The 13667-nt window shown below is 62.7% G+C and carries 14 protein-coding genes and 1 tRNA gene; 9 read left to right on the top strand and 6 right to left on the bottom strand.

Annotated features, from left to right (window positions below):
• Positions 1–63 precede the first annotated feature (63 nt).
• The 5 genes from IZ6_RS03290 (at position 64) to IZ6_RS03270 (ending at position 4734) form a co-directional block, all read left to right on the top strand.
• Positions 64–519 (top strand): tripartite tricarboxylate transporter TctB family protein, encoded by a 456-nt coding sequence (locus IZ6_RS03290; RefSeq protein WP_222876588.1) that lies wholly within the window; start codon positions 64–66, stop codon positions 517–519.
• Between the two features lie 6 nt (positions 520–525).
• Entirely contained in the window at positions 526–2031 is a 1506-nt protein-coding gene (locus tag IZ6_RS03285; RefSeq protein WP_222876587.1) for a tripartite tricarboxylate transporter permease, read from the top strand.
• 51 nt (positions 2032–2082) lie between these two features.
• Positions 2083–2958 carry a polysaccharide deacetylase family protein gene (locus tag IZ6_RS03280; RefSeq protein WP_222876586.1) on the top strand — a complete coding sequence of 292 codons (876 nt, stop codon included), beginning with the start codon at positions 2083–2085 and terminating at the stop codon, positions 2956–2958.
• A 68-nt stretch (positions 2959–3026) separates the two neighbouring features.
• Positions 3027–3809 carry an SDR family oxidoreductase gene (locus IZ6_RS03275; protein ID WP_222876585.1) on the top strand — a complete coding sequence of 261 codons (783 nt, stop codon included), beginning with the start codon at positions 3027–3029 and terminating at the stop codon, positions 3807–3809.
• 19 nt (positions 3810–3828) lie between these two features.
• Positions 3829–4734 carry a fumarylacetoacetate hydrolase family protein gene (locus IZ6_RS03270; protein WP_222876584.1) on the top strand — a complete coding sequence of 302 codons (906 nt, stop codon included), beginning with the start codon at positions 3829–3831 and terminating at the stop codon, positions 4732–4734.
• Between the two features lie 55 nt (positions 4735–4789).
• Here IZ6_RS03270 and IZ6_RS03265 read toward each other — a convergent pair whose 3' ends face one another.
• Positions 4790–6469 carry a methyl-accepting chemotaxis protein gene (locus IZ6_RS03265; RefSeq protein ID WP_222876583.1) on the bottom strand — a complete coding sequence of 560 codons (1680 nt, stop codon included), beginning with the start codon at positions 6467–6469 and terminating at the stop codon, positions 4790–4792.
• A gap of 239 nt (positions 6470–6708) precedes the next feature.
• Between IZ6_RS03265 and IZ6_RS03260 the strand changes: the two genes are divergently transcribed.
• Positions 6709–7008, top strand: coding sequence for a hypothetical protein (locus IZ6_RS03260; protein ID WP_222876582.1), 300 nt, complete (start codon positions 6709–6711; stop codon positions 7006–7008).
• 11 nt (positions 7009–7019) lie between these two features.
• On the opposite strand, the gene IZ6_RS03255 is transcribed toward IZ6_RS03260, so the two are convergent.
• Together IZ6_RS03255 and IZ6_RS03250 are read right to left on the bottom strand one after the other, a co-directional pair.
• A tRNA-Glu gene (locus IZ6_RS03255) sits at positions 7020–7095 on the bottom strand.
• A gap of 124 nt (positions 7096–7219) precedes the next feature.
• Positions 7220–7636, bottom strand: a complete 417-nt coding sequence (locus tag IZ6_RS03250) for an Ohr family peroxiredoxin (RefSeq protein WP_222876581.1) — start codon at positions 7634–7636, stop codon at positions 7220–7222.
• Positions 7637–7772: 136 nt separating this feature from the next.
• Between IZ6_RS03250 and IZ6_RS03245 the strand changes: the two genes are divergently transcribed.
• Positions 7773–8240 carry a MarR family winged helix-turn-helix transcriptional regulator gene (locus tag IZ6_RS03245; RefSeq protein ID WP_420825568.1) on the top strand — a complete coding sequence of 156 codons (468 nt, stop codon included), beginning with the start codon at positions 7773–7775 and terminating at the stop codon, positions 8238–8240.
• A gap of 19 nt (positions 8241–8259) precedes the next feature.
• Here the strand turns inward: IZ6_RS03245 and IZ6_RS03240 are convergent, their stop codons facing one another.
• The gene (locus tag IZ6_RS03240; protein WP_222876579.1) at positions 8260–8622 is read right to left on the bottom strand and encodes a DUF6476 family protein; all 363 of its coding nucleotides are present in this window, start codon (positions 8620–8622) and stop codon (positions 8260–8262) included.
• Here IZ6_RS03240 and IZ6_RS03235 point away from each other — a divergent pair.
• Entirely contained in the window at positions 8621–9631 is a 1011-nt protein-coding gene (locus IZ6_RS03235; protein WP_222876578.1) for an RluA family pseudouridine synthase, read from the top strand. The two genes, IZ6_RS03240 and IZ6_RS03235, sit on opposite strands and share 2 nt — an antisense overlap.
• 155 nt (positions 9632–9786) lie before the next feature.
• Complete coding sequence (gene rpoH, locus IZ6_RS03230; RefSeq protein WP_222876577.1) at positions 9787–10674, top strand: RNA polymerase sigma factor RpoH; 888 nt, start codon at positions 9787–9789, stop codon at positions 10672–10674.
• A 36-nt stretch (positions 10675–10710) separates the two neighbouring features.
• Here rpoH and IZ6_RS03225 read toward each other — a convergent pair whose 3' ends face one another.
• Both IZ6_RS03225 and IZ6_RS03220 read right to left on the bottom strand, forming a co-directional pair.
• Positions 10711–12201 (bottom strand): hypothetical protein, encoded by a 1491-nt coding sequence (locus tag IZ6_RS03225; RefSeq protein WP_222876576.1) that lies wholly within the window; start codon positions 12199–12201, stop codon positions 10711–10713.
• Positions 12202–12255: 54 nt separating this feature from the next.
• Positions 12256–13554, bottom strand: coding sequence for an adenylosuccinate synthase (locus IZ6_RS03220; protein WP_222876575.1), 1299 nt, complete (start codon positions 13552–13554; stop codon positions 12256–12258).
• Positions 13555–13667: the final 113 nt, after the last annotated feature.

Below are 13667 nucleotides of genomic sequence, written 5' to 3'. Positions count from 1 at the left end.
CCCGCCTTCGACCATGCATTCCGGCGGCGCACCAAAGCGCCGCCGGAAACCCGGAGATGTCTGATGATCGTTCGTGACTGGAACCGTGTGCTGTGCGGCCTGATTTTTCTGGCCGTCGCCGCGCTGCATTACTGGCAGGGCTATGAGCTCGATACGGGCTCGCTGTTCCGCATGGGCCCAGGCATGTTTCCGCTGATGCTGGAGACCGGTCTCGCCTTTCTTGGCATCCTCGCCATCATCGGCGGATTGCGGTTCGACGGCGAGCCGCTCGACGCCATCGGCTGGCGCGGCGTCGGCATGATCGTCATCGCCGTTCTCGCCTTCGTCTTCGTCACCAAATATCTCGGCCTCGTGCCTGGCCTTGCCGCCGTCGTCGTCATCGCAGCCTATGCAAGCCCGCTGGCGCGGCCCGTCCCGACACTTCTGCTCACCGCCTTCCTCGTCCTGTTCTGCGTCGGCGTTTTCCATTGGGGCATCGGGCTCCCCGTGCCGCTCTTCGGCATGAATTACGGGGGCTGAGGAAACATGGACATCTGGGCGCATCTGTCTCTCGGCTTCTCGACGGCGGTCACGCCGGAGAACCTTATGTACTGCCTTATCGGCACAACGCTCGGCACGCTGATCGGCGTTCTGCCTGGCATCGGTCCGGTCGCCACCATCGCGATGCTTCTGCCGCTGACTTTCAATCTCGACGCTGTTCCCTCGCTGATCATGCTCGCCGGCATTTTCTACGGCGCGCAATATGGCGGCTCGACGACCGCGATCCTGCTCAATCTGCCGGGCGAAACATCCTCCGTCGTCACCGCCATCGACGGCCACAAAATGGCGGCGCAAGGCCGCGCCGGTCCGGCGCTCGCAACCGCGGCTTTGGGTTCGTTCTTTGCCGGCACGGTCGCAACCTGCGTCGTCATCCTGTTCGCGCCGCCGCTCGCCGCCTTCGCGCTGCAATTCAATTCCGGCGATTATTTCGCGCTGATCGTGCTCGGCCTCATCGCCTCCGTGGCGCTCGCCTCGGGCTCGGTCGTCAACGCGCTCGCAATGCTCACCGTCGGGCTTCTTCTCGGCGTGACGGGCCGCGACATCTATACGGGAGCCGCGCGCTTCACTTATGGCTCGTTCGAGCTCAGCGACGGCCTGAACTTCGTTGCGATTGCCATGGGCCTGTTCGGCCTTGCCGAAGTCATGCGCAATCTCGATCAGATGCGCACCGGCCGCCGCAATGTCTATCCGGTGAGCCGCCTGATGCTGAACCGCGAAGAGTTCAGGCGCGTCATTGCGCCGGTTCTGCGCGGCACGGCGCTCGGCTCCCTGCTCGGCATTCTGCCCGGCGGCGGCGCAACGCTCTCCTCCTTCTCGTCCTACGCACTCGAAAAGAAGGTCTCGCGCTACAAATCGGAATTCGGTCACGGCGCCATCGAGGGCGTTGCCGGTCCCGAAAGCGCCAACAATGCCGCGGCGCAGACCTCGTTCATTCCGATGCTGACGCTCGGCATTCCGTCGAATTCGACCATGGCGCTCATGGTCGGCGCGCTGATCATTCAGGGCATTCAGCCCGGGCCGAATGTCGTGACGCTGCGTCCCGATCTCTTCTGGGGCCTGATCTTCTCGATGTGGATCGGCAATCTGATGCTCGTTGTCCTCAATCTGCCGCTGATCGGCATCTGGGTGAAGTTGCTGCGCATCCCCTATCACTTCATGTATCCGGCGATCATCGTCTTCTGCTGCATCGGCGTTTACAGCGTCAACAACACCTTCCTCGACGTCTACATCATGATCGGCTTCGGCGTTGTCGGATACGTGCTCAGCAAACTGCGCTGCGATCCCTCACCGCTTCTGTTCGGCTTCGTGCTCGGCCCGCTTCTCGAAGAGCATCTCCGGCGCGCCATGCTCTATTCGCGCGGCGATCCGCTCGTTCTTCTGCAAAACCCGATTTCGGCCGGGCTGCTGTTTGCAGCCGCGGTCCTGCTCGTTCTGACCGTGCTTCCGGCCATCGGCAAGCGGCGCGAGGAAATCTTCAAGGAGGAGGATTGATCGGATCCCCGGTCCCCGCCTTTCGTACATGCACACATCAAGGAGACGATTATGAGTGATCAAACGAAACCCAAGGAATTCGTGCCCGGCCACGACTTCCGTTGGCCCGGCGGCAAGCGCATCGCCGTCATGCTGAAGGTTGCGTTCGAGGGCTGGTCGGACGGCAAAACGCCTGCCATCGGCCCGATGGGCAATCCGCTGAAAGCCGGCTTCTTCGACAGCAATGCGCATCTGTGGGCCGAATACGGCGCCCGCCGCGGCATCGACCGCGTGTTGCGCATCATGGAACGTCATGACGTCAAAGCCAGCGTTCTCGTCAGCGGCGTCATCGCCGAGCGCTGGCCGGATGCCGTGCGCCGCGTTGCCGAAGCCGGCCACGAGATTGTCGCCCACTCCTACGCCATGGACATTGTGCCGGTCTATCTGACCGAAGAAGAAGAACGCGAAAACATCCAGCGCTCGATCGATACCATCGAGAAAGCGTGCGGCGTGCGCACCGAAAGCTGGATCTCGCCGCGCGCAACGCCGAGCGCGATCACGAACCGTCTTCTCGCCGAATACGGTTTCAAATGGCACGGCGATTATCTCAACGAAGATCTTCCTTATGTGATCCGCTATCCCAACGGCCACGAGATCGTCGCGATGCCGACCTCGATGGAAGTCAACGATTTCCCGCTGCACATCCGCTACGGCAACCCGCCGCGCGCCATGCTCGAGATCTTCCAGGACACGCTGAACTATCTCACCGAACACAAGGATGAGGTCGAAAAGCAGGACGTGTCGATCCACGCCCATGTCTTCGGCCGTCCGGCCGGCGCCTGGGTCTATGAAGAGATGATCAAGATTTCGAAGGCGCATCCGGACGTCTGGATCTGTACCCGCGGCGAAGCTGCGGCGCATGTCATGAAGAACCTGAAGCGAGACTGATCACGCGGCGCAGGCGGATGGATTTTCTTTCCATCCGCCTGCGCATCACGAAAAGCAGGATGTGACCGATGGACCTGAACATTGCCGGCAAAAACGCGCTTGTCTGCGCCTCCAGCCGCGGCCTTGGCCGCGCCTGCGCCGAAGCGCTCGCCGCCGAAGGCGTGAACGTCACGATCAACGGCATCAATGCCGAGACGCTGGAGAAGACGGCGGCGGAGATCCGCGCCCGATTTCCTTCCGTCAAAGTAACCGCGGTGCGCGCCGACATCACAACAGTGGAAGGCCGCGAGGCGCTGCTCGCCGCCTGCGCCTCGCCCGACATCCTGATCAACAATCTCGCCGGCCCCTCGCCGAAGAAGCTCATGGAAACGAACCATGAGGATTGGGTCGCAGGGCTCGAAGCCACAATGATCGCGCCGCTGATGCTGACGCAGCGCGTTCTGCCCGCCATGCAGGAGCGCCGTTTCGGCCGCATCATCAACATCACCTCGGCCATGGTGACGACGCCGCGCTCGCATCAGGCGCTGTCGTCGGGTCCGCGCGCCGGCCTCACCGCGGTGATGAAGGGTCTGTCGCTCGACGTCGCGAAGTTCAACGTGACGGTCAACAATCTCCTGCCCGAGCGTCTGGACACCGACCGCCAGAAATTCATGGTCGAGCGTCTTGTGAAGCTCGAAGGCATCACGGCGGAACAGGCGCGCAAAAAACTCGAGGGCACCATCCCGGCCGGACGGTTCGGCGCGCCCGCCGAGTTCGGCGCGGTATGCGCCTTCTTCTGCAGCGCGCATTCCGGCTTTGTCACCGGCATGAATATCCATCTCGACGGCGGCGCCTACCCGGCGCTCATCTGATTTTACGCAAGGCGATGTCATGAAGTTCTTTCGTCTGTCTCACAGGAACGAGATCCGCGTCGGCCTTGTGCGCGGCGAGAGCGAAGGCGTTCTGTTGCCGGCACAGCATTCGGATGTCGTCGACGTTATCGAAGGCGGCAAGGACGCGCTTGCCGCGGCGAAGAAACTTCTCGACGCCCGCGACGCGGAAACGATCTCGCTTGCCGGCACGAGATTGCTCTCGCCCATCGGCCGTTTCCGCCGCGATGTCTTGTGCACGGGCTGGAATTATTGGGATCATTTCGAGGAAGGTATCGGCCGCCGCGAAGGTCAGGAAGTCGAGCGCCCCACCGCGCCGACCTTCTTCACCCGCTCGCCTTCAACCGTGATCGGGCCGACCGATCCGATCGCCTTCGATACCGGCATCTCGAAGAAGTGGGATTACGAAGCCGAGATCGTCGCTGTGTTCGGCAAAACCGGCCGCAGCATCCCGCATAGCGAGGCGATGGACCATGTGTTCGGCTATTGCCTCGCGAACGATGTCTCGCAGCGCGATCTGCAGCGCCGCCATGGCGGCCAGTGGCTGAAGGGCAAGAGCATCGACAAAACAATGCCGATCGGCCCGTGGATCGTCACCGCTGACGAGATCGATCTGCCGAAAGTGCGCCTGCAATGCGTGCTCAACGGCGAAATCATGCAGGACAAGACCGCCGATCTGATGGCCTTTCCGCTGACCGAACTCATCGCCGAGCTCTCCTTCGGCATGACGGTCAATGCCGGCGAAATCCTTCTGACCGGAACGCCCGCAGGCGTCGGCAATGCGCGCACGCCGCCGGTGTTTCTCAATGAAGGCGACCGGGTGGAAATTCTCGGCAGCGGCCTTGGCGCGCTGACAAACATCATGACGAAGCAGGATCTTCTCGGACGCTCGGATATCGTTATCTGAGTGTCCGGTATGGCCATTTGGCGTCTCCCCCGCCCGGGAGACGCCAAATCGGTCTTTAGGCCGAGCGCACGATGGAGAGGAACTTCTCCATCTCGACCTTGAGCTCGCTGCTGTCGCGGGACAGAGACTGTGCGGACGACAGAACTTCGCCGGAGGCGGCGCCGGTTTCGGTCGCGCCGGTGTTCACTTCCGAAATGCTGGACGCCACCTGCGCCGTGCCTTTGGCGGCTTCGCCGACACTGCGGGTGATTTCACGCGTCGTCGCACCCTGCTCCTCCACCGCGCTGGCAATGGCGCCGACATATTCCGACAATTTGCCGATGGTCGAGGTGATGCCTTCAATGGCGGCGACCGCATCGCTCGTCGCGCCCTGCATCGAGGTGATCTGCGCCGCAATCTGGCTCGTCGCCTGACCGGTCTGCGAGGCGAGTGCTTTGACTTCCTGCGCGACCACCGCAAAGCCTTTGCCGGCTTCGCCGGCGCGCGCGGCCTCAATGGTGGCGTTCAGCGCCAGAAGATTGGTCTGGCTGGCGATGGTGTCGATGAGATCAACGACATTGCCGATCCGCTCCGCCGATTGCGAAAGCTCGGCGACGCATTCTTGCGTCTTCGAGGCCTGCTCGACGGCGGCTTGCGCCATTCTTGTGCTTTCCTGCACCTGCGCCCCGATCTGTGCGACGGTCGAGGAGAGCTGCTGCGATGCGGACGCAACGCCCTGCACGTTTGCCGAGGTTTCCTCGGAGGCCGCAGCGACGATGCCCGACAGCCGCTCGGTCGTCTCCGAATGTCCGGCAAGTTCCTTGGCCGTCGCTTCGAGACGCGTCGAGGCTTCCAGAACCTTGTCGACGATCGTGCCGGCGGTTGCCTGGAACTGGTCGCCGAGGCGCATCATTTCCTGCTTATGCGCAGTGGCGGCACGTGTGGATTCCGACTGTTTGAGTTCGGCATCGGCCTTGGCGCGGTCGATCGCCTTCGACTTGAAGATTTCGACGGCCGAAGCGATCTCGCCGATTTCGTCCTTACGGCCGAGGCCCGGCAGGACGATGTCGAAATTGCCGTCGGCGAGCGAACGCACGCCTTGCGAAATGCGCGTCAGCGGCGCGGCGAATCCGCGGATCAGCACCCAGGCGGCGCCGAGGACGAGGCTCAGCATCAGGGCCGAAATGCCGAAGACGGCGGCCATCGTGAAGGTATTGTATTCGTGCGAACGTTCTTCGGTCGCGGCGACGAAAGCGGTGCCGGATTTGACGATCTCGTCGATCTTGGCGCGGTGGGCGGCATAGGCCTCGGACATGCCCTTATAGGCGACCGTCGCCGCGCCCATATCGCCCTTGGCGAGTGCCGGGAAGAACTCCTTTTCCGCCAGGTCATAGAACTGCACGGCGGGACCATGCGCGCCGACGATCAGCGTGTCGCGAATGGCGTCGTCGAACTCCTGCGGAATCCAATAGGCGTGGCGCGTATCGTATTCGCCCTTCAGCACGGCGATGCGTTTGCTGCGCGCGTCGGCGGTCGCGGGGTCCTGAAAGGCGAGCGTCGCTTCGAGATAGGATTCGATGATGTATTCGGGCGGCGGCAGGATATCGGCCAGAAGGTCCTTGCCGAGAATGATCTGCGCGTAGAGAGGACTGCCGATTTTCAGCGTTCGCAGAGCCATGTAGCTGGTTGCGGCCGTGGCGATGACCCCGGCGATCAGAACCGCGCAAGCGATCTTGGATGTCGTGCTGAACTTCATTGGAGCCCCCAGTCCGCAGACCGGTATAGGCGCTAGGGATAAAAACAGCGTAAACGCTTGGTTACACAACCGGGGAAGGCAAAGGACCGAAAGCCGCCTCGCCGCCATACGGAACTTAAAGCTGCTATCTCCGCCTTAATATATCTAAAGTTGCATCTACTGCCGGCACCCTAATAGCCTGTAGCGGGTGGTGAGCGTGGGAGGCGAGCATGGTTTGCGGAGTAAGAGAGACGGTCACGGTGACGTCCTGGGGTGTCTGCTGGGCCTGGGTCGTGCCCTATCCCTGCCGGAAGACCAGCCAGAAGACCCGCTACCATTACGATTTCCGCCCATGGCGCACGCGCTTCAGCTGGTCGCCCTTCCGCTACAAATATCAGGGCTGCTGCGGCGGCCTGCTCTACGAATGGTCGTTCTGGAGATGGTCGCCCTTCGGCACCGGCAACGGTCCGTGGGTCGATACGGAATGGAAGTACTATTCCGACAGCACGATCGGCTCGATCGGCAATTGCCCGTTCGGAGATGGCGGCGTGATCCAATAGCGGGATGAGATTGGCGCTCCCTAGGGGACTCGAACCCCTGTTTTCGCCGTGAGAGGGCGACGTCCTAGACCGCTAGACGAAGGGAGCGCGGGCGCACCCAAAAAGCAGGAAGGGCGCGAGGCGCTTCTCATAAAGGCCGCTCCCCACACCTGCAAGGCCAAAACCAAGCGCGGGCCGGGCGCCCCATCAGGAGCGCCCGGACGCGGAGAGGTCAGACGAGCACGGGCTCGGCTTCGACCACATTGGTCTGAACTTCGATATTGCCGTGAACCGCCTTCGAATACGGGCAGACCTGATGGGCAAGTTCGGTCAGTTCTTCGGCCGTCGCGCGATCGATGCCCGGGATCTGAACGTTGAAACGGGCCCGCAGGAAGAAGCCGCTGTCGCCGCGCAGAAGGTCGATTTCAGCATCGACCCGCGGGCTTTCCGGCAGTTTCACCTTCTTCTGCTGGGCCGAGAGTTCAAGCGCGCCGATATAACAGGCCGACCAGGCGGCGCCGAACAGGTTTTCGGCCGCCGGATGCGGCTCGGGCAGTTTGATGTCGAGGAAGCCGTCGGCGCTCTTCGAAGCGCCGTCCTTGCGGCCGGTGGTGCGGGTCTTGCCGGAATAAAGAACCTTGTCGCTCATGATCGTCTCCATCTATTTAGATCGTATCCGATTTATTCGGATACGATGCAAATAGACCGGCCTGAGGCCTGAGTCAAGCCCTTCCGATTTAATCGGATACGATTTATATAGGGCCTAGCCCTTATCCGATGGACCCATGACCATGGCCGCCAAACTTAGCCCCGCCTCGAGCCAGCCCGGCCTCGACGACTTTCTGTGCTTTGCCGTCTATTCGGCGAACCTTGCTTTCGGCCGTGCCTATAAGGAGGTCCTCGACAAGCTCGGGATCACCTACACCCAGTGGATCGCCATCGTCGCGCTCTGGCAGGAAGACCATCAGACGGTCAAAGCGCTCGGCGAAAAGCTGTTCCTGGAATCGAACACGCTGACGCCGATCCTCAAAAAGCTCGAAGAGCTTGGCTTTGTGCGCCGCCGGCGCGATGCAGCCGATGAGCGTCAGGTGATCGTCAGCCTGACGGAGGCCGGGCGCGAATTGCGCGAAAAAGGCGGCCGAAACAACCTCATTGAAGCGGCCGGGCTGTCTCCCGAAGAATTCCGCACGCTGCAGAAAGCGGTGGCGCGCCTCAGGGACAATCTTCTGACCCATGTCCACGCGAACGGCTGACGCCGTCCTTACCCGGGCTTTACGGCGCGGGCGTCAGACTCTCGATTTTGCCGCGATAGGCAAGATTGCCGGCATCGAACACAAGGATCGACTGAATGCCGTTATCGCTCTCGACCGTGACGAACAGGCTCTTGCCGTCCGAGGTCGTATCGGTGATGCGCTGGCCCTTGCCGATGGGCAGCACGGCGCGAAGCTCGCCGCCGGAGGCCACCGCCGCGCCCGGCTCGTGCTTGACGAGACGCCATACGATCACCGACATGACGAGCAGAAACCCGAGCGCCATCGTGGCGGTCGAAATCCCGACGAACAGGCGCATGCGCCGCACAATCCGGGCCTGAGCCGGATTGAGTTCATCGTCCTTGTCTTCGACGCTGTTGGTCATGCCCGATCCTGAAACTGCCGAAACTCTCGAAGTGACGCTGCCGACTGAAGCCGGCGGCGAGAGGCTGGACCGTGCGCTGGCCGCAGCCCTGCCCGATCTCTCGCGCACCCGGATACAGGCGCTGGTGCGCGCGGGCAAGGTAAGCCTCGGCGGAAGGTTAGCCGACGATCCCGGCAAGAAGGTTTTGGGGGGCGAAGCCGTCACCATCGAAGTGCCCCCGCCGGAGCCCGCTCTGCCGGAGGCGGAGGACATCCCGCTCAACATCGTCTTCGAGGACGACGATCTCATCGTCATCGACAAGCCCGCCGGGCTCGTCGTCCATCAGGGTGCCGGCAACTGGACGGGCACTTTGGTCAACGCCCTTCTCCACCATTGCAAAGGCAGCCTGTCAGGCATTGGCGGAGTGGAGCGTCCGGGCATCGTGCACCGGCTCGACAAGGACACGTCGGGGCTTCTCGTCGCCGCCAAGAACGACAAGACGCACCGCCATCTCGCCAACCAGTTTGCCGATCATGGCCGCACCGGCGATCTCGAACGCGCCTATTACGCCCTCGTCTGGGGCGTGCCGCTGCGCCCGCACGCGACGGTGGATGCACCGATCGACCGCGATCCGCGCAACCGTGAAAAGATGCATGTGTCCAAGCCCGGGAAGGGCCGCGAAGCCGTCACCCATTGGGAGCTGATTGAAAGCTACGGCCCGCCGAAAGCACCGGTCGCCAGCCTCATCCGCTGCACGCTGGAAACCGGCCGCACCCATCAGATCCGTGTGCATATGGCGCATATCGGCCATCCGGTTCTGGGGGATCCGCTCTACGGCACCGGCTACAAGACAAAATCCAAGCATTTGTCGGAGCTTGCGCGGGATCGCTTGGAGGCCCTGGACCGCCAGGCGCTGCATGCTGCGCATCTGGCTTTCGAGCACCCTGCCTCCGGCGAAATCTTAAGCTTTGACAGCGACCTCCCCGATGATCTGCGACAACTTGTCGAAAGCCTGCAAAACCTCTCTTAAAGCGGTTTCTAAACTCTCTGTAACCTCACGGCCCTGTGAGTACAGCGCCCCCTTATCGCCACAGTGAACTCTGCCTATATAGGGAAGCGATGGCCGGCGCTTTTTCGCGGCCAGATGCGGTCCTGCTCTCAGGGGACCGACGGGGAAGGTAGAAAATGGCGCGTGCAGCGCTTCCGACAATTGCTTCCGATAGCGGCCTTAGCCACTACCTCGATGACATCCGGCGTTTTCCAATGCTGGAGCCCAACGAGGAATTCATGCTGGCCAAACGCTGGCGTGAACACGGCGATCCGGACGCCGCGCATAAGCTTGTCACGAGCCATCTGCGTCTCGTCGCGAAGATCGCGATGGGCTATCGCGGCTATGGCCTGCCGATCGGCGAAGTGATCTCCGAAGGCAATGTCGGCCTGATGCAGGCCGTCAAACGCTTCGAGCCCGATAAGGGCTTCCGCCTCGCGACCTATGCGATGTGGTGGATCCGTGCCGCGATCCAGGAATACATCCTGCGCTCGTGGTCGCTCGTGAAAATGGGCACGACCGCGAACCAGAAGAAGCTGTTCTTCAACCTGCGCAAGGCCAAAAGCCAGATCTCGGCGCTGGAAGATGGGGACTTGCGTCCCGATCAGGTCAAGGTGATCGCCAAGCGTCTCGGCGTTACCGAAGACGATGTCGTGTCGATGAACCGCCGCCTGTCGGGCGATGCCTCGCTCAACGCGCCGCTGCGCGGCGATGAGCTCGATTCGTCCGAATGGCAGGATTGGCTGGTCGATGACAGTGACAGCCAGGAAACGATCCTCGCCGAGAGCGAAGAACTCGACAACCGCCGCACGGCGCTCAAGCGCGCAATGGCGGTGCTGAACGATCGCGAACGCCGCATCTTCGAAGCGCGCAAGCTCTCCGAGGAACCAATCACGCTCGAAGAACTGTCGGAAGAGTTCGGCGTCTCGCGCGAACGCGTCCGCCAGATCGAAGTCCGCGCGTTCGAAAAGGTGCAGCAGGCGGTGCGCGAGCAGATTTCGGCCGTCGAAGCCGGCGCCGCCTGAAATCTTCGGAAAAGTTATCTTCTTAAAACTTCGGAATTAGCGCGCCGGCGGCAGAGCAACTGCCGGCGTCGTATCCCAGGCGGCGAACGCCGCCTCGAATGCCTGTTCGCCCACAGGCCCCTTCTCGATCGTCAGCACGGCACGGCGTCCGTTGTCGTAGAGGATCGGAATGTCGACCCAGCCGCGCGAGCGGATGGCGTCGATATTCTGGGCGCGGTCGGCGGGCGTTGCTTCCAGCCCGATCCAGAACAGATTCTTCGTCACCTTCACCGACATGCCCTTGAGCGGCGAGCCGCCCTCCTCTTCGCTCTTCTTGAAGAGGATGCCGGGCACATTGCCGACGCCGACATTGTTGAAATCGGGCGGCAGCGTGAAGCCGACTTCGATCACATGGCTCGCCGGCAGCGTATTGTCGAGATTGCGCGTCAGCGTGAACGTCGCTTTCAGCTGTCGGTCGGGAATGCTGATATCTCCGATAAGCTGAAGCTCGGAGGGAGCATCGGGCTTGGGCTCGGTGCGCCACATCACGGCGCCGCTCGAGGCCTGTCCGCCCTGCTTGTCGGGCGCTTCATCATAAAGAATGGCGCGCTGCGAACCGGCAACGGCCGGCGGCATGGTCGTGACCGGCGGGGTCTCGGCGGGCGGCGCTTCGGTCGGCGCAACGGCAATAGCGGGCGGCGTCTCTTCGCGCGCGATCGTGCCGGGCACGGTCTCGGATCCGCCGACGCGGTCGACGCTCTTCGGCCCGTCGGACGACACTTCGACCGTGTCGCCGGAATCAAGACCCAGCAGCGGCATGATCTGATCGCGCATCAGGAAACCACCGACGCCGATCGCCAGCAGCAGGACGACCGCGATCAGACTGCCGACGCCGCCGCGCCGCGGCGGCGCTTCTTCCTCTTCAGGCTCGCGCAGATTGGGATTGAGATCGCCAGCATCCATTCCAGGCGGCAGGCGATCGCCGGCAAGGCCGGAGCGGAAATTCGGCTCGACGCGTGACGTCGGCGGAAGCCCATTGGGATTTGGGCCGTCGAAAGCGGCGCGCGTTGTATTGGCGCTGACCTGGGCGTTCGCTGTCGCAGCGCCCAAGGAGGCCGCGGCCGCGGCAGCCGCATGCACCTGCTGCAATCCCTCGCCGCCGGTCATGCGCTGCGGCGGCGCCGGGGGCCTCGCCGATGAAGGCGGCGGCGGAGAAGCTGGCGGCGCGGACGGCGGGCGCGCCGGATTGGGCGCCATTGGAGACGGTGCTGCGGTCAGCGGAGGCGGTTCAGGGTTCGGCGCGCCGGCGGCGTTCTGAGCGGCGGTGGCATTCTGCTGGGCGCGATGCTCCGCCTCGATCCGGCGGACCGCCTCTTCGAGATTGAGCCGCTCTTTGGTGATCTCGCTCTCGGACAGGGGCGGATCATAGCCGCGCAGCTGTTTGACGATGGCCTGTCGCGCGCGCTCATAAACGCCCCGGCGGGTCTCCGCCGTGTTCGGATCGAGCCCACTAATCGCACGCGTCAATACGGGATAATAATCAGCCATATCGTCTGTTGTAACAGTGAGGGCGGGTCTTTTGCACCCATCCTCGTCAAAGAGTTAGTCCTGGAACGGGTCTTGGACAAGAATTGTGTCTTCTCGTTCGGGGCTCGTGGACAATAACGTCACGGGGCACCCGATCAATTCCTCAATGCGGCGGACATATTTCACAGCCTGAGCCGGGAGGTCTGCCCAAGACCGCGCACCCTGACTCGATTGTTTCCAGCCCTCGATGGTCTCGTAGACCGCCTGGACCCTCGCCTGCTCACCCTGGCTGGCCGGCAGGCGGTCGATCTTTTTGCCGTCGAGAAGATAGTGGGTGCAGACTTTGATCTCGTCGAAGCCGTCCAGAATATCGAGTTTGGTCAAAGCGATGCCGTCGATACCGGAGGTCCGCACGGTTTGCCGCACGGTCACCGAGTCGAACCAGCCGCAGCGGCGCGGGCGACCTGTGACGGTGCCGAATTCGCGGCCGCGCTCGCCGATCGTCTTGCCGATCTCGTCAAAGAGTTCGGTCGGGAACGGCCCCTCGCCGACGCGCGTCGTATAGGCCTTAGCGATGCCGAGCACGAAGCCGATCGATTTCGGGCCAAGGCCCGATCCCGTCGCGGCCGCGCCGGCGACCGTGTTGGACGAGGTGACGTAAGGATAGGTGCCGTGATCGACATCGAGCAGCGCCCCTTGCGCGCCCTCGAACAGGATGCGCGCGCCGGCTCTGCGTTTGTCTTCGAGCAGATCCCAGGTCGCGTCCATGAAAGGCAGGATTTTTGGCGCCGCCGACATCAATTCGTTCAGCACCGCGTCGGCGGAAATTTCCGGAAGGTCGAGGCCGCGGCGGATCGCGTTGTGATGGACGAGAAGCCGATCGATCTTGCCCGGCAGCATTTGCGGATCGTCGAGATCCTTGACCCGAATGGCGCGCCGTCCGGCTTTGTCTTCGTAAGCGGGACCGATGCCGCGCTTGGTCGTGCCGATCTTGGTGCCCGAAGCCGCCGCCGCATCCTCGCGCAGCGCGTCGAGTTCGCGGTGCAGCGACAGAATCAAAGTGGCGTTGTCGGCGATGCGCAGATTATCGCGCGAGACCTTGACGCCCTGCTCTTCGAGACGCGCGGCTTCGGCGATAAAGGCGTGCGGATCGATGACGACGCCATTGCCGATAACCGACAATTTGCCCTCGCGGACAATGCCCGAGGGCAAAAGGCTGAGCTTGTAAGTCGTGCCGTTGATGACGAGCGTGTGGCCTGCATTGTGACCGCCCTGGAAACGGACCACGACATCCGCTTTTTCCGACAGCCAGTCGACGATCTTGCCTTTGCCCTCGTCGCCCCACTGGGCGCCGACCACGACCACATTGGCCATCAGATTTTCTATGCTCCGACGTGAAAAAAGCCCTGGCGGGGCCCGGGCTTTCAAGGGTGGTAAAGGATCGGATGGGGGGTGGCAAGACATTGGACCAGCTTGCCGCCAGGGCT

This window comes from Terrihabitans soli (genome assembly GCF_014191545.1).
Taxonomy (GTDB): domain Bacteria; phylum Pseudomonadota; class Alphaproteobacteria; order Rhizobiales; family Methylopilaceae; genus Flaviflagellibacter; species Flaviflagellibacter soli.
Note: the sequence above shows the minus strand (reverse complement) of the source record. Positions and strands in the feature narration are given on the sequence as shown.

Excerpts from the sequence above, each read along its gene's own strand:
- IZ6_RS03290 (WP_222876588.1), top strand. The coding sequence starts at position 64 with ATGATCGTTCGTGACTGGAACCGTGTGCTGTGCGGCCTGATTTTTCTG.
- IZ6_RS03285 (WP_222876587.1), top strand. The coding sequence starts at position 526 with ATGGACATCTGGGCGCATCTGTCTCTCGGCTTCTCGACGGCGGTCACG.
- IZ6_RS03280 (WP_222876586.1), top strand. The coding sequence starts at position 2,083 with ATGAGTGATCAAACGAAACCCAAGGAATTCGTGCCCGGCCACGACTTC.
- IZ6_RS03275 (WP_222876585.1), top strand. The coding sequence starts at position 3,027 with ATGGACCTGAACATTGCCGGCAAAAACGCGCTTGTCTGCGCCTCCAGC.
- IZ6_RS03270 (WP_222876584.1), top strand. The coding sequence starts at position 3,829 with ATGAAGTTCTTTCGTCTGTCTCACAGGAACGAGATCCGCGTCGGCCTT.
- IZ6_RS03265 (WP_222876583.1), bottom strand. The coding sequence starts at position 6,469 with ATGAAGTTCAGCACGACATCCAAGATCGCTTGCGCGGTTCTGATCGCC.
- IZ6_RS03250 (WP_222876581.1), bottom strand. The coding sequence starts at position 7,636 with ATGAGCGACAAGGTTCTTTATTCCGGCAAGACCCGCACCACCGGCCGC.
- IZ6_RS03245 (WP_420825568.1), top strand. The coding sequence starts at position 7,773 with ATGACCATGGCCGCCAAACTTAGCCCCGCCTCGAGCCAGCCCGGCCTC.
- IZ6_RS03235 (WP_222876578.1), top strand. The coding sequence starts at position 8,621 with ATGCCCGATCCTGAAACTGCCGAAACTCTCGAAGTGACGCTGCCGACT.
- IZ6_RS03240 (WP_222876579.1), bottom strand. The coding sequence starts at position 8,622 with ATGACCAACAGCGTCGAAGACAAGGACGATGAACTCAATCCGGCTCAG.
- rpoH (WP_222876577.1), top strand. The coding sequence starts at position 9,787 with ATGGCGCGTGCAGCGCTTCCGACAATTGCTTCCGATAGCGGCCTTAGC.
- IZ6_RS03225 (WP_222876576.1), bottom strand. The coding sequence starts at position 12,201 with ATGGCTGATTATTATCCCGTATTGACGCGTGCGATTAGTGGGCTCGAT.
- IZ6_RS03220 (WP_222876575.1), bottom strand. The coding sequence starts at position 13,554 with ATGGCCAATGTGGTCGTGGTCGGCGCCCAGTGGGGCGACGAGGGCAAA.